Annotated in this window: 17 protein-coding genes and 2 pseudogenes; 6 read left to right on the top strand and 13 right to left on the bottom strand. The window is 68.6% G+C overall.

Annotation, left to right across the window (positions count from 1 at the left end; translation table 11 throughout):
* Nucleotides 1–3: 3 nt before the first annotated feature.
* Together ACZZ93_RS06585 and ACZZ93_RS06580 are read right to left on the bottom strand one after the other, a co-directional pair.
* Complete coding sequence (locus ACZZ93_RS06585; protein ID WP_463510713.1) at nucleotides 4–1,047, bottom strand: ATP-dependent DNA ligase; 1,044 nt, start codon at nucleotides 1,045–1,047, stop codon at nucleotides 4–6.
* A 50-nt stretch (nucleotides 1,048–1,097) separates the two neighbouring features.
* A complete protein-coding gene (locus ACZZ93_RS06580) occupies nucleotides 1,098–2,549 on the bottom strand; it encodes a phytoene desaturase family protein (protein WP_463497738.1) in 1,452 nt (483 codons plus the stop codon).
* A 41-nt stretch (nucleotides 2,550–2,590) separates the two neighbouring features.
* On the opposite strand from ACZZ93_RS06580, the gene ACZZ93_RS06575 reads away from it, so the two are divergent.
* Nucleotides 2,591–3,076, top strand: a complete 486-nt coding sequence (locus ACZZ93_RS06575; protein ID WP_053098997.1) for a hypothetical protein — start codon at nucleotides 2,591–2,593, stop codon at nucleotides 3,074–3,076.
* Nucleotides 3,077–3,106: 30 nt separating this feature from the next.
* Here the strand turns inward: ACZZ93_RS06575 and ACZZ93_RS06570 are convergent.
* The 8 genes and pseudogenes from ACZZ93_RS06570 to ACZZ93_RS06535 all read right to left on the bottom strand — a co-directional run bounded on the left by ACZZ93_RS06570 (nucleotide 3,107) and on the right by ACZZ93_RS06535 (nucleotide 8,346).
* Nucleotides 3,107–4,319 (bottom strand): annotated as a pseudogene (locus tag ACZZ93_RS06570) (acyl-CoA dehydrogenase family protein).
* Nucleotides 4,320–4,414: 95 nt separating this feature from the next.
* Entirely contained in the window at nucleotides 4,415–5,077 is a 663-nt protein-coding gene (locus tag ACZZ93_RS06565; RefSeq protein WP_053098999.1) for a TetR/AcrR family transcriptional regulator, read from the bottom strand.
* Nucleotides 5,078–5,168: 91 nt separating this feature from the next.
* Entirely contained in the window at nucleotides 5,169–5,429 is a 261-nt protein-coding gene (locus ACZZ93_RS06560; RefSeq protein WP_053099000.1) for a hypothetical protein, read from the bottom strand.
* Nucleotides 5,426–5,869: a hypothetical protein gene (locus ACZZ93_RS06555; protein WP_463510712.1), complete on the bottom strand. Its 444-nt coding sequence runs from the start codon at nucleotides 5,867–5,869 to the stop codon at nucleotides 5,426–5,428. The genes ACZZ93_RS06560 and ACZZ93_RS06555 overlap by 4 nt, the downstream gene beginning before the upstream one ends.
* The gene (locus tag ACZZ93_RS06550) at nucleotides 5,866–6,150 is read right to left on the bottom strand and encodes a hypothetical protein (protein ID WP_463510711.1); all 285 of its coding nucleotides are present in this window, start codon (nucleotides 6,148–6,150) and stop codon (nucleotides 5,866–5,868) included. The genes ACZZ93_RS06555 and ACZZ93_RS06550 overlap by 4 nt, the downstream gene beginning before the upstream one ends.
* Nucleotides 6,147–7,607, bottom strand: a complete 1,461-nt coding sequence (locus ACZZ93_RS06545) for a glycohydrolase toxin TNT-related protein (protein ID WP_463510710.1) — start codon at nucleotides 7,605–7,607, stop codon at nucleotides 6,147–6,149. Before ACZZ93_RS06545 ends, ACZZ93_RS06550 begins: the two co-directional genes overlap by 4 nt.
* On the bottom strand, nucleotides 7,604–7,933 hold the full coding sequence (locus ACZZ93_RS06540) for a type VII secretion target (protein WP_053099004.1): 330 nt from the start codon (nucleotides 7,931–7,933) through the stop codon (nucleotides 7,604–7,606). The genes ACZZ93_RS06545 and ACZZ93_RS06540 overlap by 4 nt, the downstream gene beginning before the upstream one ends.
* Nucleotides 7,933–8,346: a YbaB/EbfC family nucleoid-associated protein gene (locus ACZZ93_RS06535; RefSeq protein ID WP_056277348.1), complete on the bottom strand. Its 414-nt coding sequence runs from the start codon at nucleotides 8,344–8,346 to the stop codon at nucleotides 7,933–7,935. Before ACZZ93_RS06535 ends, ACZZ93_RS06540 begins: the two co-directional genes overlap by 1 nt.
* Nucleotides 8,347–8,510: 164 nt before the next feature.
* On the opposite strand from ACZZ93_RS06535, the gene sucC reads away from it, so the two are divergent.
* Together sucC and sucD are read left to right on the top strand one after the other, a co-directional pair.
* Entirely contained in the window at nucleotides 8,511–9,677 is a 1,167-nt protein-coding gene (gene sucC / locus ACZZ93_RS06530; protein WP_053099006.1) for an ADP-forming succinate--CoA ligase subunit beta, read from the top strand.
* A 27-nt stretch (nucleotides 9,678–9,704) separates the two neighbouring features.
* Complete coding sequence (sucD, locus tag ACZZ93_RS06525; RefSeq protein ID WP_056277351.1) at nucleotides 9,705–10,607, top strand: succinate--CoA ligase subunit alpha; 903 nt, start codon at nucleotides 9,705–9,707, stop codon at nucleotides 10,605–10,607.
* 138 nt (nucleotides 10,608–10,745) lie between these two features.
* Here sucD and ACZZ93_RS06520 read toward each other — a convergent pair whose 3' ends face one another.
* Complete coding sequence (locus ACZZ93_RS06520) at nucleotides 10,746–12,203, bottom strand: NCS2 family permease (protein ID WP_463510709.1); 1,458 nt, start codon at nucleotides 12,201–12,203, stop codon at nucleotides 10,746–10,748.
* A 91-nt stretch (nucleotides 12,204–12,294) separates the two neighbouring features.
* On the opposite strand from ACZZ93_RS06520, the pseudogene ACZZ93_RS06515 reads away from it, so the two are divergent.
* From ACZZ93_RS06515 to purH, 3 genes and pseudogenes are all read left to right on the top strand, one after another.
* Nucleotides 12,295–13,688: pseudogene (locus tag ACZZ93_RS06515) on the top strand (cell division protein PerM).
* Nucleotides 13,689–13,731: 43 nt separating this feature from the next.
* Nucleotides 13,732–14,319, top strand: coding sequence for a phosphoribosylglycinamide formyltransferase (gene purN / locus ACZZ93_RS06510; protein WP_056277354.1), 588 nt, complete (start codon nucleotides 13,732–13,734; stop codon nucleotides 14,317–14,319).
* 39 nt (nucleotides 14,320–14,358) lie between these two features.
* Entirely contained in the window at nucleotides 14,359–15,966 is a 1,608-nt protein-coding gene (purH, locus tag ACZZ93_RS06505) for a bifunctional phosphoribosylaminoimidazolecarboxamide formyltransferase/IMP cyclohydrolase (protein WP_053099011.1), read from the top strand.
* Between the two features lie 29 nt (nucleotides 15,967–15,995).
* Here purH and ACZZ93_RS06500 read toward each other — a convergent pair whose 3' ends face one another.
* The gene (locus ACZZ93_RS06500; RefSeq protein WP_463510708.1) at nucleotides 15,996–16,535 is read right to left on the bottom strand and encodes a hypothetical protein; all 540 of its coding nucleotides are present in this window, start codon (nucleotides 16,533–16,535) and stop codon (nucleotides 15,996–15,998) included.
* Complete coding sequence (locus ACZZ93_RS06495; RefSeq protein ID WP_463510707.1) at nucleotides 16,532–16,765, bottom strand: hypothetical protein; 234 nt, start codon at nucleotides 16,763–16,765, stop codon at nucleotides 16,532–16,534. The genes ACZZ93_RS06500 and ACZZ93_RS06495 overlap by 4 nt, the downstream gene beginning before the upstream one ends.
* Between the last annotated feature and the right edge of the window lie 8 nt (nucleotides 16,766–16,773).

Genomic DNA, 16,773 nt, shown 5'->3' with positions numbered 1-16,773 from the left:
GCCTCAGCCGATGACCTCGGCCAGGTCGTACCCGGCCACGGTGTCGAGCTGGTCGTAGGTGCACGAGCGCGCATCCCGGTCCGGACGCCAGCGGTCGAACTGCACCGTATGGCGGAACCGCGAACCCTCGAGCTGGTCGTAGCGCACCTCGAGCACGAGCTCGGGGCGCAGCCGGACGAACGAGACATCCTTGGACCCGCTGAAGCGCGAACGCTCACCCTCGCCGGTGAGGGCCTCGCCGGAGTCGTCGCGCTGCACGAGCGGGGCGAGCTCCTCGACGAGCTCCCGGCGGCGCACATCACTCCATGCGGCCACGCCGCCGACCTGCCGCAGGGTGCCGTCGGAGTCGTAGAGGCCGACGAGCAGAGACCCGACGCCCGACCCGGACTTGTGCACGCGGTAGCCGAGCGCGACCACGTCAGCGGTGCGGGCATGCTTGATCTTGATGAGGGTGCGCTTTCCGGGCGCGTACGGCTGATCGAGTGGCTTGGCGACGACCCCGTCTAGCCCTGCGCCCTCGAACTCGGCGAGCCAGCGCACGGCGGCGTCCCGATCGCGGGTGGTGCGCGTGATGTGCAGGGGATGCTCGACCCCTTCCATCAGGTTCTCCAGGCGCGCGCGGCGTTCGGCGAACGGAGTGCTCAGGAGGTCTTCGTCGTCGACGGCCAGCAGATCGAAGGCGATGAACATCGCAGGCGTCTCCGCGGCGAGCTTCGCCACTCGTGAGGCCGCGGGATGGATGCGCTGACTCAGCGCCTCCCAATCGAGTCGCTGCGCCCCCTCGTGTCCCGTGGCCACGACGATCTCTCCGTCGAGCAGGCACGACCTCGGAAGCAGTCGCGGGATCGCCTCGACGAGCTCGGGGAAGTATCTCGTCAGCGGTTTCGCGCCGCGGGAGCCGATCTCGACGGTCTCGCCGTCCCAGGCGATCAGCCCGCGGAATCCGTCCCACTTGGGCTCGAACAGCAGCCCTCCGGCGGTCTTCGCGGGATCGGGGACGGATGCTGCCGCCTTCGCCAGCATCGGGGACGGGATCTCGTAGCGCATGGATCCATCCTGGCGTCGGTCGCGTCGTGGCAGAAGGGTGATTTCGCCCGTCAGGAGAAGAGGTCGTCGAGGGAGACGCGCATGCCGGCATCCTTGAGCGCCGTGCGGGCGGCATGCCATCCCGCCATGCCGTTGACGCCCGGGCCGGGCGGTGTCGACGCCGACGCGAGGTACACCCCGTGCATCGGAGTGCGCCAGGGCGCGACGCCGAGGACCGGGCGCCGCAGCGCCTGCGGGATCGTGAACGCCCCGCCGAGGATGTCGCCGCCGATCTCCGACGGGTTGACCGCCTCGCGCGACGACGCCGGCACCGAGTGGTGCGCGAGGATGAGGTCCCGGAATCCCGGTGCGAATCGCTCGACCTGACGCGTGATGAGTTCGGTGGCGTCGAGATCGGAGTCCTGGGGAACATGGATGTACGCCCACAGCACCGCCTTGCCCTCCGGCGCCCTGCTGGGGTCGAAGACCGAGGGCTGCACCGTCAGGACGTACGGTCGGTCGCTGATCCGTCCCCGGGCGACAGCGTTCTCACTCGCCCACGTCTCCGCGGCCGATCCGCCGATGTGGACGGTGGGCGACTGGGCGACGTCGGGATTCGCCCAGGGAATCGGCCCGTCGAGAGCGAAATCCACCTTCGCAGCGGCGGGGCCGTATCGGTAGTTGCGGATCGCCCGCGCGTAGGCCGCGGGGATGTCCGGATGGGTGAGGGTGAGGCGGGGCGATGTGTTCAGCATCAGCAGATCACCACGGGCGGGGTCGCCCCAGTCGAGCGATCCCAGGTCGGTGACGTGGATGCCCGATTCGACGGATCCGCCATGGGCCTCGATATCGGCGACCATGCTGTCGGCGATGCGCTGCGCGCCGCCTCGCGGGTACATCCATCCGCCGGCGTGCGCCTGCGCGGCGAGCAGCAGCCCGGCTGCGGCACCGGCGAGCGAGGGGAGCGGGGTGTTCGCGTGCGCCAGGACACCGGCCATCAGCGCGGCGGCCTCTTCGGTGCGGAAGCTGCGCCGGGCGAGCGGCGTGCCCTGGTCGAGCATCCGCAGGGCGAACCGGAGAGCCGTGATCGGCTCGCGAGGCACCCTGAGCATCTGATTGCCGGTGAAGTCGACGACACCCTCGACGTGAGTGCTGAGCGGGCGCAGGAGCGACAGCCAGGCCCGCTCGTCGACGCCGAGCCCTGCCGCGGTGCGTTCGATGTCGCGCCATGCGATTCCGGCTCTGCCGCCGTCTAGCGGGTGCGCGTACGAGATGTCGGGGAGGATCCAGTCCACCCGTTCGGCGAGGCCGAACGCCTGGAAGAACGACGAAGAGAGCGCGGCCGGGTGCACGGCGGCGCAGACGTCGTGCCGGAAGCCCGAGAGGGTCGATTCCGTCGTGCGGACTCCGCCGCCGATCGTGTCGGCAGCTTCGAGCACGTGCACCTCGTAGCCGGCGCGCGCGAGGGACACAGCCGCCGCCAGGCCGTTCGGTCCGGAGCCGATGATCGTCGCGCGTGCCATTCGGCCAGTCTTCCATGCCCGGGCGTGAGATCCTTGAGGAAATGAATGAAGTTCAGGGCCCGACCCCCACAGGCAACTCCCGTCCGTACCGAACCCTCGCGGAGGCGCTCCGCGCGCATCGCATCGCCGAGGAGAACCACGAGTTCATCTCCGCGATCACCGACGCCGTCGGCATCTCCTCCTATATCGACCGCGGTCGCTACATCGAGGCTATCCGCCGCGGCGACGGCGCCCCGCTGCACATCGGCAAGACCTACACCAACGGCTTCACCGAGGACGAGACGATCGTCATCGGCTCGACGCCCCTGCGACTGCAGCCGAGCGAGGGCCGCGCACCGTACTTCTACGTGACGCACCCGAGCGAGTTCCGCCCGATCGCGCCTGTCAAGGCGAAGAGATCGACGACCCCTCGTGTCGCGGCTGCGCCGAAGGCCGAGCGCGCGACCAAGACGGAAGAGCGCGACTACGGCGTGTGCGACGTCTGCTTCATGGTGAAGACGCCGGCCGGCGGCTGCGGCTGCGACTGACGTCCTCGTCGGCACCGCGGTGGTGAGCGCTCAGGTGAAGGCGCTCATCCCCGTGATGTCGCGCCCGAGCAGCAGCGCCTGCACGCTCTCGGTGCCCTCATAGGTGTGGATCGCCTCGATGTCGGCCATGTGCTGCATCACACCGTTCTCGAGCAGGATGCCGTTGCCGCCGAGGAGGTCACGGGCGACGGATGCCACGCGTCGAGCTGCTCGCGTGTTGTGGAACTTCGCCAGCGAGGCCTGCGTGGGGCGAAGCTCACCCGCGGTCTCGAGGTCTGCGAGGCGACGGCAGTACAGCTGCATGGCCGTGAGGTCCTCGAGCATGTGCGTGAGGCGCTCCTGCACCATCTGGAACTTGGCGAGCGGCTTGCCGAACTGGATGCGCTGGGTCGAGTAGGCCAGCGCCGCCTCGTAGCAGGCCGTCGCGTGGCCGAGGGCCGACCACGCGACCCCTGAGCGGGTGGCGTAGAGGACGACCGACGCGTCCTTGAAGCTCTTGGTGCCAGGGAGCACGGAGTCGAGCGGCACCCGGACGTCGTCGAGCACGATGTGAGCCTGGTGGATCGCCCTCAGCGAGGCCTTGCCGCGGATCGGGGTCCCTGAGTATCCAGGGTGTCCTGTTCGACGAGGAAGCACCGGACCGCACCGTGTTCGGGCGCCCTCTCGTCGTCGACGCGGGCCCAGACGAAAGTGATGCCGCCCGAGGCGCCGTTGCCGATCCACTTCTTCGCGCCGCGGATGACCCACTCGTCGCCATCGCGGCGGGCCACGGTCTCCAGCGATACCGAGTCAGACCCGTGGTCGGGCTCGGTGAGGGCGAAGGATCCGAAGACCGAGCCGTCTGCCAGAGCCGTGAGCCACTTCTCCTGCTGAGCGGGGGATCCGAAGAGCGCCAAGGTGCGCAGCGCGAGCCCGCCTTGGACGGCGAGCACGGTGCCGAGCGACCCGTCGCCGCGCGAGATCTCCATGTTCACGAGCCCGGCAGCGAGGGGGAGAGCCGGGTGAGGGCAGGATGCTCGATGCCATCGACGACGAGATCCATCTCGCCCATTCGGCGCGCAGCCTCGAGCGGATACTCCGCGCGATCCCAGGCGTCCGCCATCTGAGGCCCGACCTCGTCGATGTAGGCCTTGGCGCGATCCCAGGCCGACCGGTCGGCGTCGGGGATGTCGGCGAAGACGGCGTAATAATCGCTGTCCTGTCGCCCGGTGATGTCGTACGACGAGACGCGCTCGCCGGGCAGGGAGAGGCTGCGGTGCTCATGGTGACTCCTTCGTGACACCAAGTATCGTACGCTGTGAAACTCGGTTTCACGACTCCGGTGGAGAGAGTCCTGGTTCAGTCGAGTTGAGAGCGCAGGCGCCGGGTGACCTCGGCGATCGGCATCGAGCGAGGGAACACGGCGACGACCACGTCATCCGGAGCCTCGGAGACCGCGTCGGAAGGCACCCCGTAGCGGCGGCGGACGTCGGCGAGCGCCGTCTGCAGCGTCGAGAGCGGCACCTTCTTCTTGCCGCGCAGCAGCTGCCGCAGCACATGGTTGTGCACGGCGGTGACGAGGGCGGAGAACCCGACGGCATCGAGAGGATCGATCCCGGGGAGCGAGCTGCGCAGATAGTCGTCGAACAGCCGCTCGTAGCGGAACACCGTGATGATCTCGCGCTCACGGAGCACCGGCACCTGGCGGACGATCTGATAGCGGCGACGCGCGAGTTCGGGATCGTGCGCGAAGTGGGCGAAGACCGACTCGGATGCCGCGCAGACCGCACGCCAGGGATCGTCATGCCCTTCCGCGAGGAAGGTCCGCAACTGGTCGAGCAGCACCTCATGGTCCGCGAAGACCACATCCTCTTTGCCGCCGAACTGGCGGAAGAAGGTCGAGCGTGAGACGCCTGCGGCCTTCGCGATCTGCTCGACGGAGGTCTGGTCGAAGCCCTGTGACGCGAAGAGCTCGAGTGCAGCGGCCACGACGCCGGTGCGCAGTTCTGCGGATTCGTGCATGGAATGAGCCTAGACCTGTCGATGTCGTCGACGATCATGGGCGGTCGCCGTAGGGCGTGAGGCCGTTGCGACCGGACGGAGGCGTGGCCGTCTATGCCGTCGGACGGACGCCGCTGACGCGGTTCCAGATCTCCACCCGGTGGGTGAAGTCGGCGAGGGCCTCGGATTCCGCGTCGAAGGCGCGGAGCGAACCGGCGATGGGTTGTGCGCGTTCGTCTTGGATCCAGGTCTGGAAACCGTTCCTGCCGAAGGTCAGGACGATGACGTTCGGCTTGCCGCGCGGGTCCTCGAAGAGGGAGTACCCGGCATGACCGCGTGCGCGGAGGTCGGCGAGCACGGTGTCACGGTTCATGCCAGTCCTCCAGGGACGCTCAGTTCGCGCACGAGTCCGAGTCGCAGATAGAACGAGAGCGGCAGGGGCAGCACGAGCTGGGTGGCGCCGCCGGGTTCGCCGAATGCGGGAGCCACCCTGCCGCTGTAGATGGGCTCGTCCCAGCGGTAGTAGCCGATGTCCACGAGATCATCCAGGTCGCGGCGAAGCGCGGCATCGCCGGATCCCTCGTATGCGGCACGGACGTGTACGCAATCGCCGATGACGATGAACTGGTGGTACGCCGACGGATTCTCGACCCAGGGGAGCGAGCGCTCAGGATACGCAGCGGGCTGCCCGTTCTCGACGAGGTAGACGTAGCGGGTGTTCACGGGGCCGTACATGTCCCAGACCTCCGCGCCGGCCGGCACGGGCTCGCGAGTGAGGGCGCGGCCGTCGGGGCCGATCCAGACCTCGGTCATGCGGAGTCCCCGATCCGGCGCACAGCGGTGGAATCCGCTGCCTTGTGCGACCGTGCCATCCGCAGGAACTGGTCGAGAGCCTCGGCTTCGGAGGAGAAGCGCGACGGGCCGAAGAACCGGTCGCCGCGCTCGTCGGTGTCCCACACGATCCACTCATCGCCGTCGCGATCGATCCATGCCGACCGTTCGCGACGGCCGGTGCGCCCGAACCAGTTCGCGGTGGCGGTGAGCTGTTCCTCCTGGATGATGCGCTGTGCGTCGGCGGCGGTGAGGTTCGTCATGGGATCTCCTTAAGCAGGCCCAGCGCGATGAGCTGCTCGGCGGTGAGCGGAAGCTGCACCTGGGAGCCGCCACCCGGCGAGCCGAATCCGGGCGCGATGTCTCCCTGGTACCCCTGTGAACCGAGGTATTCGGGCTTGAGACCGCCCGCCAGGAGTTCGTCCTTGACGTGCTGAGGGGCGCTGTCGAACGCACCACGCAGATCGGACAGATCGCCGACGACCTCGTAGCGGTGGTAATGCGCGGGATTCTCGACGTAGGGCAGGGAACGCTGGTCGTACGTGTACGGCCCGTCATCCGGCACCGGTGAGGTGTATCGACCGTCGGGGGGACCGTAGCGGTCGAGCACGTCACCGGGCTGCGGCGTGTGCGGCTGTCGGATCGGATTGTCGTTGGCATCCAGCACGTACCCGCCGCCGGGCACCTGGCTCCAGTCGATGCTCCCATCCGGCTGAAGGACCTCAGGCCCCTTGGGGATCTGCACGTCGGGTGGGAGCGTGCCGGTGTCGGCGAAGTCGTCGGCGTACTGCGGGTAGTTGCGCTCGAGATATGTCTGGAGCTGCTCGTCGGTGAGCATGCTCTGGTCGCGCACGCTGGGACCGGGCGAGGCGGGCCCGTCCGGCGTCGTGCCGTCGGGCGGGGTGCGGGGAGGTGTGCCGTTCGGGCTGTGCGGTGCTCCGGGACCGGAGGGAGCGTTTCCGCCGCCCGGACCGCGCGAGAAGAGGTCTCCGAGGCGCTGGAAGAGCGCCTTGAGTTCGTCCAGGTGCTTGGCGAGAGCCGTGACGGCGTCGACGAGCTTGAGCACCGTGCCGGAGATCCGGGCGGTCATCGCCGAGACGCGGCTCGTCGCCTGCGCGATGACATATGGGGTGGCGGTGCCGAGTGAGATGACCAGCGTGCTCGCGTAGGAGATCAGCGAGCCCACGAGCTGCGAGAGCGTGTCGCGCACGAGCTCATGAACGACCTGGACGAGCATGGATGCCGCTTCCATGCCGGTCTTCATGCCGCCCGCCCACGCGCCCGCGGCGGAGATATGAGCGGCGACGTCCGCCTGGAGTCGGAGGTACGCGGCGATCGCCTCGCCCGACATCGAGCTCACGTCGGCGAGTCGGGAATCGAGGGTCTCGCCCGCCTGCTGCAGATGCTGGGCGATGTTGCCCCACGTCGCGGCGAATCCGGCGACTTCACCTGCGTCGCCGGTCAGGTCGTTGAGCCAGCCTTTGAGCGGCTCGAGATGGTCCATGAGCCAGCCCAGACCCGCCGCGATCAGCGATCCGAGCGGATCCATCGCCGTCGCGACGGTGTTCGCCAGGGCGGAGAACGATGCGAGGCCTCCGGCCACCCAGTCTCCGCTCTCGATGGCGTTGACGAGCTCATAGCCGTCCTCGAGCAGCCCTGCGCCGCTGAACGGCGTCGTCGGATCGATCGGTCCGGCCACCAGCGGGTTCGGCGGCGTCATCGGACGCCGCCCTCGACCGATGCCATCAGACCGCTGATCGTGTCGAGCTGTCGCTGCTCGCCCTCATCGAAGTCATCGGCGAGACCTTTGAGCTGTTCCTCGGACTGCTCGAGCATGGTCGCCGCGGCGGAGATCGCGCCGATGGCGATCGACGAGACGAGTTGCGCAGGCGGAACCAGGAATGCGCACATCACCCCGAACGCCCCGCCGCCGACGTTCATCGACCCGGCGGCGTTCTCGGCGAGCCTGACATCCGACGCGATCTGGCCGACGCGCTGCGCGTGCCTGCGCACCGTCTCGGTGTCTACCGCGATCAGCTCCGCCATCAGCGGTACTCGATCCGTGGCTGGCCGTCCTGACTCGGGTCGGGGAGCTGAGCGATCTCTTCACGCAGGTGCTCGACGGCTGCGTCGTCCGCGCCGAACGCCTCGGCGGCGATCTCGACGGCCTTCGCGCCGGCCGCGCGCTGCGCATCTCCGGCGAGGGAGACGATCAGAGCGCCCAGCGCTGCGGGGGATCGGTCGTATGCGGCATCCGTGAGCGTGACCTCGGCGAGCCGACCGGAGGAGTCCACCGTGACCGCGACATCACGGCCAGGCGACGTCGCCCGCTCACGCACGGCAGCGATGTCGTCGCGCACCTGCTCGGCCTGTGCCGCGCGGCGCTCTGCGTCTCTGACCTGCTGCTCGATGCGGGCCCGTGTGGCGATCGGATCCGACCAGTCGAACGTGTCCGTCATTGTCTCCCCCTGATTCAACGCACAAGAATGCTACCGGACGACATCGGCTCGTCGCCCGCGCTCTGCGGACGTAGGGGCGCTCAGGCGGCGGTAGTAGGCTGGGGGATTGATCGATGTCTCGACATCGAGAGAATTTCAGGCCGCAGCCCAGTGAAGGAAGCACAGTGGATCTGTACGAGTACCAGGCACGAGACGTTTTCGAGAAGTACGGAGTGCCGGTCCTCGCCGGCATCGTCGCCGACACCCCTGAGGAGGTGAAGGCAGCCGCTGAGAAGATCGGCGGCGTCGTCGTCGTCAAGGCCCAGGTCAAGACCGGTGGTCGTGGCAAGGCCGGCGGCGTCAAGGTCGCCAAGACCCCCGACGAGGCGTACGAGGCGGCCAAGGCCATCCTCGGTCTCGACATCAAGGGCCACATCGTCAAGCGCGTCATGGTCGCGCAGGGTGCCCGCATCGCTGAGGAGTTCTACTTCTCCGTGCTGCTCGACCGTGCCAACCGCTCGTACCTGAGCCTCTGCTCGGTCGAGGGCGGCATGGAGATCGAGGAGCTCGCGGTCGAGCGTCCCGAGGCGCTCGCGCGCGTCGAGGTCAACCCGCTGACCGGCATCGACAAGGAGAAGGCCGTCGAGATCGCTCGTGCCGCCAACTTCCCGGAGGACCTCATCGAGAAGGTCTCCGACGTGTTCGTCAAGCTCTTCGACGTCTACAAGGGCGAGGACGCGACTCTCGTCGAGGTCAACCCGCTGGTCCGCACCGAAGAGGGCGACATCATCGCCCTCGACGGCAAGGTCACGCTCGACGACAACGCCTCCGAGATCCGCCACCCCGAGCACGAGGCGCTCGAGGACAAGGACGCAGCGGACCCGCTCGAGGCCAAGGCCAAGAAGAGCGGTCTGAACTACGTCAAGCTCGACGGCGAGGTCGGCATCATCGGCAACGGCGCAGGTCTCGTCATGTCGACGCTCGACGTGGTCGCCTACGCCGGCGAGAACCACAACGGCGTCAAGCCCGCGAACTTCCTCGACATCGGCGGCGGCGCCTCGGCAGAGGTCATGGCCGCAGGCCTCGACGTCATCCTGGGCGACCCGCAGGTCAAGAGCGTGTTCGTCAATGTCTTCGGCGGCATCACGGCGTGCGACGCCGTCGCCAACGGCATCAAGGGCGCACTCGAGACGCTCGGCTCCACGGCGTCCAAGCCGCTGGTCGTGCGCCTCGACGGCAACCGCGTCGACGAGGGTCGTGCGATCCTCGCCGAGTACGCGCACCCGCTCGTCACGCTCGCCAGCACCATGGACGAAGGCGCCGACAAGGCCGCCGAACTCGCCAACGCCTGATCGCAGAGAGACACAAGGACTAGAGAAATGTCGATCTACCTCAACAAGGATTCCAAGGTCATCGTCCAGGGCATCACCGGCGGCGAGGGCACCAAGCACACGGCGCTCATGCTGAAGGCCGGCACCCAGGTCGTCGGCGGCGTGAACGCACGCAAGGCCGGCACCACGGTCGCGCACACCGACAAGGACGGCAACGCCGTCGAGCTCCCCGTCTTCGGCTCGGTCGCCGAGGCCATGAAGGAGACCGGCGCAGATGTGTCGATCGCCTTCGTGCCCGGCGCCTTCACCAAGGACGCGATGATCGAGGCCATCGATGCCGAGATCCCGCTGCTCGTCGTGATCACCGAGGGTGTCCCCGTCGGCGACTCGGCAGAGGCCTGGGCGTACGCCCAGAGCAAGGGCAACACGACTCGCATCATCGGACCGAACTGCCCCGGGATCATCACCCCCGGTGAGGCGCTCGTCGGCATCACGCCGGCGAACATCACCGGAAAGGGACCGATCGGGCTCGTGTCGAAGTCGGGCACCCTGACGTACCAGATGATGTTCGAGCTGCGCGACCTGGGCTTCTCGACGGCCATCGGCATCGGCGGCGACCCCGTCATCGGCACGACGCACATCGACGCGCTCGCCGCGTTCGAGGCCGACCCCGAGACCAAGGCGATCGTGATGATCGGCGAGATCGGTGGCGACGCCGAAGAGCGCGCGGCCGACTACATCAAGGCGCACGTCACCAAGCCGGTCGTCGGCTACGTCGCGGGCTTCACGGCTCCCGAGGGCAAGACCATGGGCCACGCCGGCGCGATCGTGTCGGGCTCCGCGGGCACCGCCCAGGCGAAGAAGGAGGCCCTCGAGGCCGCGGGGGTCAAGGTCGGCAAGACGCCGTCCGAGACGGCCGCACTCATGCGTGAGATCGTCGAGTCGCTCTAAGCGCTAGACTGGAGGAGAAGGCCCTGGACTCCACTCCGGGGCCTTCTTCTATGCCCGGACGCTTTCGACACGCCATGTGCGTAGGGACGACGAAGGGCGGATGCCGCAGCATCCGCCCTTCGTGTTGTTCGTCGTCGCTCAGGCGACGCCGAAGAGCGCCTCGATGGGACCTCGGGCGAAGAAGATCAGGAAGCCGACGGCGACGATCCACAGCAGCGGGCTGATCTTGCGGGCCTTGCCGGAGAACGCCTGGATGAGCACCCAGCTGACGAAGCCGGCGCCGATTCCGTTGGCGATCGAGTAGGTCAGCGGCATCACGGTCACGGTCAGGAAGACGGGCAGCAGCACGTCGAACTCCGTGAGGTCGATGTACTTGATCTGCGCCATCATCATCGCGCCGACGATCACGAGCGCGGCGGCCGCGATCTCGGTCGGGACGATCGAGGTGAGCGGCGTGAGGAACATCGCGAGCAGGAACATGCCACCCGTGATCAGGTTGGCGAATCCGGTGCGCGCACCCTCGCCGATACCCGCTCCGGACTCGATGAACACGGTGCTCGACGACGAGGACGTACCACCACCGACGATCGCGCCGACACCTTCGACGACCAGCGCCGACTTGATGCGCGGGAAGTCGCCGTTCTCGTTCGCGAGGTCGGCCTCCTTGGCGAGACCGGTCATGGTGCCCATGGCGTCGAAGAAGTTCGAGAAGACGAGGGTGAAGACGATCATCACGATCGCGACGAGGCTCACCTTGCTGAAGTCGAAGCTGAAGTCGACCGCGCCGACCAGGCTCAGGTCGGGCAGACCGAACGGCGATCCCGTGAGAGTCGGAACCGTGAGCCCCCAGCCGCCCGCGTTGTCGTCGGATGCGGCTCCGAGATGCCAGATCGCCTCGACGATCACCGCGAGGACGGTGCCGGTGACGAGGCCGATGAGCAGCCCGCCCTTGACCTTGCGCGCGACCAGGATGCCGGTGACGATGAGCGTGACGATGAACAGCACGGTGGGCACGGTCGCGACCGATCCGCCGACGCCGAGACCGACCGGCGGAGATGCGCTGCCGGTCGCGGTGACGAAGCCGGAGTTCACGAACCCGATGAAGGCGATGAACAGGCCGATTCCGACCGTGATCGCGATCTTCAGCTGGAACGGAACCGCGTCGAAGATCATCTTGCGCAGGCCGGTCGCCGCGAGAAGCACGATGACGAGACCGTTGATCATCACGAGAGCCATCGCCTCGGGCCAGGTGACCTGACCGACGACCGAGAAGGCCACGAAGGCGTTGATGCCGAGGCCGGCGGCGAAGCCGAACGGCAGGCGGGTGATGAGACCGAACAGGATCGTCATGATGCCGGCGGTCAACGCGGTGGCGGCGCCGACGGCGCTGAAATCGAGCGTGTCGCCGGCGACGTCGGCCGAGCCGGACAGGATGATCGGGTTGAGGATCACGATGTAGGCCATCGTGACGAAGGTCACCAGGCCCCCTCGGATCTCGGTGCCGATCGTGGATCCGCGCTTGCTGATCTCGAAGAAGCGGTCGAGGGCGTTCTTGGGTTGGGCCTCTGAGCGGGTGGGGGACGGGGCAGTTGTCATCGGGAAACCTCCGCTGGAGACGATATCGTGTCGCCCGAGTCGCGCGCGCCCACAGGCGACGACAGGGTTCTCGTCGTAGTCTCGATTCGATATGCAACGCCTCCTCGTCGCGCTCCTCGCCGCCTTCGATGCCGCAATCGCTGCGGCGGTCGGTCTCGTGGTCCTGCTGGCGCCGCTCACCCTGCTCTGGACGCTCTCGTTCGGCGTCACGGCCGACTGGGGAGCGCTCTGGCCGCTCACCGGCACCCTGTGGCAGTTCGGCCACGGCGTGCCGCTGAGCATCGACGTATCGACCGAGGTGCTCCGCACGACGGGCATCGCACCGGCGGCCGCCGCCTTCACGCTCTCGGTGACACCGCTCGCGTTCCTGATCTTCACGCTGCTCTTCGCAGCCCGCTCCGGCACCCGCGCCGCGCGCGCGGGGCCTGGCTCCTCGGCTCGCTCGCCGGCTCCCTCACGTTCGCGGCGATCGCGACCGGAGTCGCACTGACCGCTCATCTCGGAGCCGTCGAGACGCCCGTCGTCGAGGCGATCCTGCTTCCGACAGCCGTCTATCTCGTGGGCGCCGTGTGCGGTGCCGTCCGCATCGCCTGGGAGGACGGTGACGGCGGCTTCCTCGACCGGATCCACGACGTCGTCGACTCGTGGGGCGATTGGGGGCCGGTTCCGAGTGCGGCCGTGCGCGGAGCGGCCTTCGCCGTCGTGGGGACCACCGCGGTCTCCGCAGTGGCTGTCGCCGTGCTCACGGCGGCACGAGGCGGCGAGATGGTGGCCCTCTTCCAGGCGGCGCGGGTCGATGCGCTCGGCGCCGGAGTCATCACTCTCGGGCATCTCGCCTATCTGCCCACCATCCTCGTCTGGGCGGCGTCTTGGCTCGCCGGACCCGGATTCGCCGTGGGCGTCGGCACAGCGGTGTCCCCGGCGGGCACCCAGCTCGGCGTGGTCCCCGGAATCCCCGTGCTGGGGCTGCTTCCCGAGAGCACGTCGATCTGGATGCTCATCGTCATCATCCTCCCGATCGGCGCCGGTGCCTTCGCCGGCTGGGCGGTCCGGTCCCGCCTCGTCTGGGAGGGCACGCCGCTCGGCCTCGCCCCCCGTGCGACGATCGCCATCGGGATCGGCGTGCTGACCGCCGCTGTCGCCGCGATCGCCGCCCTGTTCGCCGGAGGGTCGATGGGGCCGGGGCGGCTCTCCGAAGCCGGGCCTGCCCCGCTGCCGTTCGCTCTCGCGCTGGGAGGAGAGGTCCTGCTCGGCGCAGCGATCCTGCTCCTGTCGCCCCGCAATCGCGATGAGCTCGCGGAAGAGCGCACCGACCGCTGGGTCGCCGAGATGACGGCATCCGATGCGGTGTCGAACGCACGCACGGATCCCAGCGACGGAACGGTCGGCTGGCCGGACGGACCGTCGACCTATGACACGGCGCCGCTGGATGACGCGGGCGGATTCCGGCTCCCGCGGCGCGATCCGCGCGATCCCGTCGGCTGACATGCGGCTCGGGGCCTCCCATCGGCCCCGGTAGACTGGGCGCGTGCTCACGGTCGCCGTTCTCATCTCGGGCACCGGCTCGAACCTTCGCGCCCTCCTCGAGGCTGCTCGCCACCCCGATTTCCCTGCGCGGGTGGTGGTCGTCGGCGCCGACCGCGAAGCCGACGGCCTGGCCCACGCCGAGGAGTTCGGCATCCCGAGCTTCACGGTTCCGTGGCACGAGCACGAATCGCGCGAAGCCTGGGGCGAAGAGCTCGGCCGCCAGCTCGCCGTCTGGAACGCAGACCTCGTCGTGCTCAGCGGCCTGATGCGTCTGCTTCCTGCCGCCCTCGTCGCCGACCTCTCGCCACGACTGATCAACACGCATCCCGCATACCTGCCCGAGTTCCCCGGCGCACACGGAGTGCGCGACGCGCTCGCCGCGGGCGTCTCGGAGACCGGCGCGAGCGTGATCGTCGTCGACGACGGCGTCGACACCGGCCCGATCCTCGCGCAGGAGCGCGTGCCGGTCGTCGCCGGTGACACCGAGCACAGCCTCCACGAGCGCATCAAGCCCGTCGAGCGCCGACTTCTCATCGACGTGGTGCGCCGCATCGCGACCGGTGAGCTCTCGCTGACCTCAGCATCCTGAACCGATCCACGCACGCCCCCTCGCACGAAGGAGCCCATCATGGCCGGCCCCCGCCACGACCACTCGCTGTACCGCGATCGCGACACCGTCCCGGTTCGCCGCGCACTCGTCTCGGTGAGCGACAAGTCCGGTCTGCTCGATCTCGCCGCCGCTCTCGCCGGCGCGGGCGTGCAGATCGTCTCGACCGGCTCGACGGCCTCCACGATCCGCGAGGCGGGCTTCGAGGTGACCGACGTCGCCGCCGTCACGGGAGTCGCCGAGATGCTCGACGGTCGTGTGAAGACGCTGCACCCGAAGATCCACGGCGGTCTGCTCGCGGACCTGCGCCTCGAGGATCACGAACGTCAGCTCGCGGATCTCGACATCGCGCCGTTCGAGCTCGTCGTTGTGAACCTGTATCCCTTCGTCGAGACGGTCGCCTCCGGTGCTGAGGGCGACGACGTGGTCGAGCAGATCGACATCGGCGGCCCCGCCATGGTGCGCGCCGCGGCCAAGAACCACGCGAACGTCGCGATCGTCGTCTCGCCGCAGTCGTACCCGGGCATCATCAGCGCCATCGAGAACGGCGGCACCACGCTGACGCAGCGCCGCGAGCTCGCGGCCCGCGCCTTCGCCCACACCGCCGCCTACGACACCGCGGTGGCCTCATGGTTCGCGGAGGGCACGCTCGGCGAGGGCGAGGACCTGCCGACGCACCTGACGATCCAGGCCGAGCTGCTGGCGACGCTGCGCTACGGCGAGAACTCGCACCAGCGCGGCGCGATCTACACGCGTGTCGGCGGCCACGGCATCGCCCAGGCGACGCAGCTGCAGGGCAAGGAGATGTCGTACAACAACTACGTCGACGCGGATGCCGCGCTGCGCGCCGCCTACGACATGGTGAAGCCGGCCGTCGCGATCATCAAGCACGCGAACCCGTGCGGCATCGCCACGACCGCCCCGAACGCCCTCGACCCGATCGCGAGCGCGCACATCCGCGCCCACGAGTGCGACCCGGTGTCGGCCTACGGGGGAGTGATCGCCGCGAACGGCACCGTCACCCTCAAGATGGCCGAGAATCTGAAGGACATCTTCACCGAGGTCATCGTCGCGCCGTCGTTCGAACCCGCAGCCCTCGAGGTGTTCAAGGCGAAGAAGAACCTGCGTCTGCTGCAGCTGCCGGAGGACTGGCAGCAGGAGCGCATGGATGTGCGCCTCGTCTCGGGCGGACTTCTGCTGCAGGATGCCGATCGGTTCCCCGACGACATCGTCTCGGTCGCGAAGAACTGGGAGCTCGTCTCGGGCGAGCGCCCCAGCGACGAGGAGATGGAGAACCTCATCTTCGCGTGGAAGGCGTGCCGCGCCGTCAAGTCGAACGCGATCGTGCTCGCGAAGGACAACGCCACGGTCGGCGTCGGCATGGGGCAGGTCAACCGTGTCGACTCGTGCCGCCTCGCGGTCGAGCGAGCCGGTGATCGTGCAGCCGGTTCTGTCGCTGCCTCCGATGCCTTCTTCCCGTTCGCCGACGGTGCGCAGGTGCTCATCGATGCGGGCGTCACCGCGATCGTGCAGCCCGGTGGCTCGGTGCGCGATGAAGAGGTCGTCGACGCCGCACGCAAGGCCGGCGTCACGATGTTCTTCACCGGGGAGCGTCACTTCTTCCACTGAGTCGTCCGGCCGTCGATGACGGCCGGCGCTCAGAACACCACGATGGCGGACATCGCTACCGTCGATGCCGCCATCGTGGTGTGATGCACTCGGTGGAGCCAGGACCGCTCCGAGCGCAATGCGATCGTCGAGAGCAGGATCGCTCCGAGTCCGAGAGTCACGCCGAGCACCTGCGGCATCCCTGCGCCCCCACCGTGCGGGTGCGTGGAAGAGACGGCCGCGTCGGTGACGTCGGTCCCGGGAATCGCCGCCATCAGCAGGATCAGCGCGGCGGTCGAGACGAGTCCGAGTGCCAGGTGGGCCGACATCTTGCCGCCTGCGCGCGCGCTCCGGTCTCCGAGCACAGCCGGCGCCCGGCAGCGGATCGCGAGAACGATCGCGGCGGGGAGCATCAGGGCGAACCACACGACGGGAGGCAGCAGCGCGACCGTCATGGCATCGCCCATGCCCGCCAGCATGAGTACGGCCGCCGCGAACTCGGGAGCACCGACTCCATGCCGCATGCCGATCAACGACCCCGCACCGATCGTCGCCAGTGCCAAGGCGGCGAGGTGCAGGAGGTCGTTCATCGGATGGACGCGGGACGCACGTCGCTCAGGATGCCCACACGACGCCACTCGGCGTCGACGACGTCGGCCGGCGCCGCGGCGGCGAAGGACAGAGCACCCGTCGCGACGTCGAGAGCGACCGTGAGCTTCGTCTCCCAGCGGAGGTGTTCCGGCTGATCGGCCCGCGCGCGCACCGAGATCGGTGCGTCGGGGATGGCTCCGAACGCGAGGGCCCGCTCGCGATCATCCACGATCCGAG

Source organism: Microbacterium sp. AC026 (assembly GCF_979258475.1).
This window is presented reverse-complemented; position numbering and strand designations above follow the sequence as displayed.

Excerpts from the sequence above, each read along its gene's own strand:
- ACZZ93_RS06585 (WP_463510713.1), bottom strand. The coding sequence starts at position 1,047 with ATGCGCTACGAGATCCCGTCCCCGATGCTGGCGAAGGCGGCAGCATCC.
- ACZZ93_RS06580 (WP_463497738.1), bottom strand. The coding sequence starts at position 2,549 with ATGGCACGCGCGACGATCATCGGCTCCGGACCGAACGGCCTGGCGGCG.
- ACZZ93_RS06575 (WP_053098997.1), top strand. The coding sequence starts at position 2,591 with ATGAATGAAGTTCAGGGCCCGACCCCCACAGGCAACTCCCGTCCGTAC.
- ACZZ93_RS06565 (WP_053098999.1), bottom strand. The coding sequence starts at position 5,077 with ATGCACGAATCCGCAGAACTGCGCACCGGCGTCGTGGCCGCTGCACTC.
- ACZZ93_RS06560 (WP_053099000.1), bottom strand. The coding sequence starts at position 5,429 with ATGAACCGTGACACCGTGCTCGCCGACCTCCGCGCACGCGGTCATGCC.
- ACZZ93_RS06555 (WP_463510712.1), bottom strand. The coding sequence starts at position 5,869 with ATGACCGAGGTCTGGATCGGCCCCGACGGCCGCGCCCTCACTCGCGAG.
- ACZZ93_RS06550 (WP_463510711.1), bottom strand. The coding sequence starts at position 6,150 with ATGACGAACCTCACCGCCGCCGACGCACAGCGCATCATCCAGGAGGAA.
- ACZZ93_RS06545 (WP_463510710.1), bottom strand. The coding sequence starts at position 7,607 with ATGACGCCGCCGAACCCGCTGGTGGCCGGACCGATCGATCCGACGACG.
- ACZZ93_RS06540 (WP_053099004.1), bottom strand. The coding sequence starts at position 7,933 with ATGGCGGAGCTGATCGCGGTAGACACCGAGACGGTGCGCAGGCACGCG.
- ACZZ93_RS06535 (WP_056277348.1), bottom strand. The coding sequence starts at position 8,346 with ATGACGGACACGTTCGACTGGTCGGATCCGATCGCCACACGGGCCCGC.
- sucD (WP_056277351.1), top strand. The coding sequence starts at position 9,705 with ATGTCGATCTACCTCAACAAGGATTCCAAGGTCATCGTCCAGGGCATC.
- ACZZ93_RS06520 (WP_463510709.1), bottom strand. The coding sequence starts at position 12,203 with ATGACAACTGCCCCGTCCCCCACCCGCTCAGAGGCCCAACCCAAGAAC.
- purH (WP_053099011.1), top strand. The coding sequence starts at position 14,359 with ATGGCCGGCCCCCGCCACGACCACTCGCTGTACCGCGATCGCGACACC.
- ACZZ93_RS06500 (WP_463510708.1), bottom strand. The coding sequence starts at position 16,535 with ATGAACGACCTCCTGCACCTCGCCGCCTTGGCACTGGCGACGATCGGT.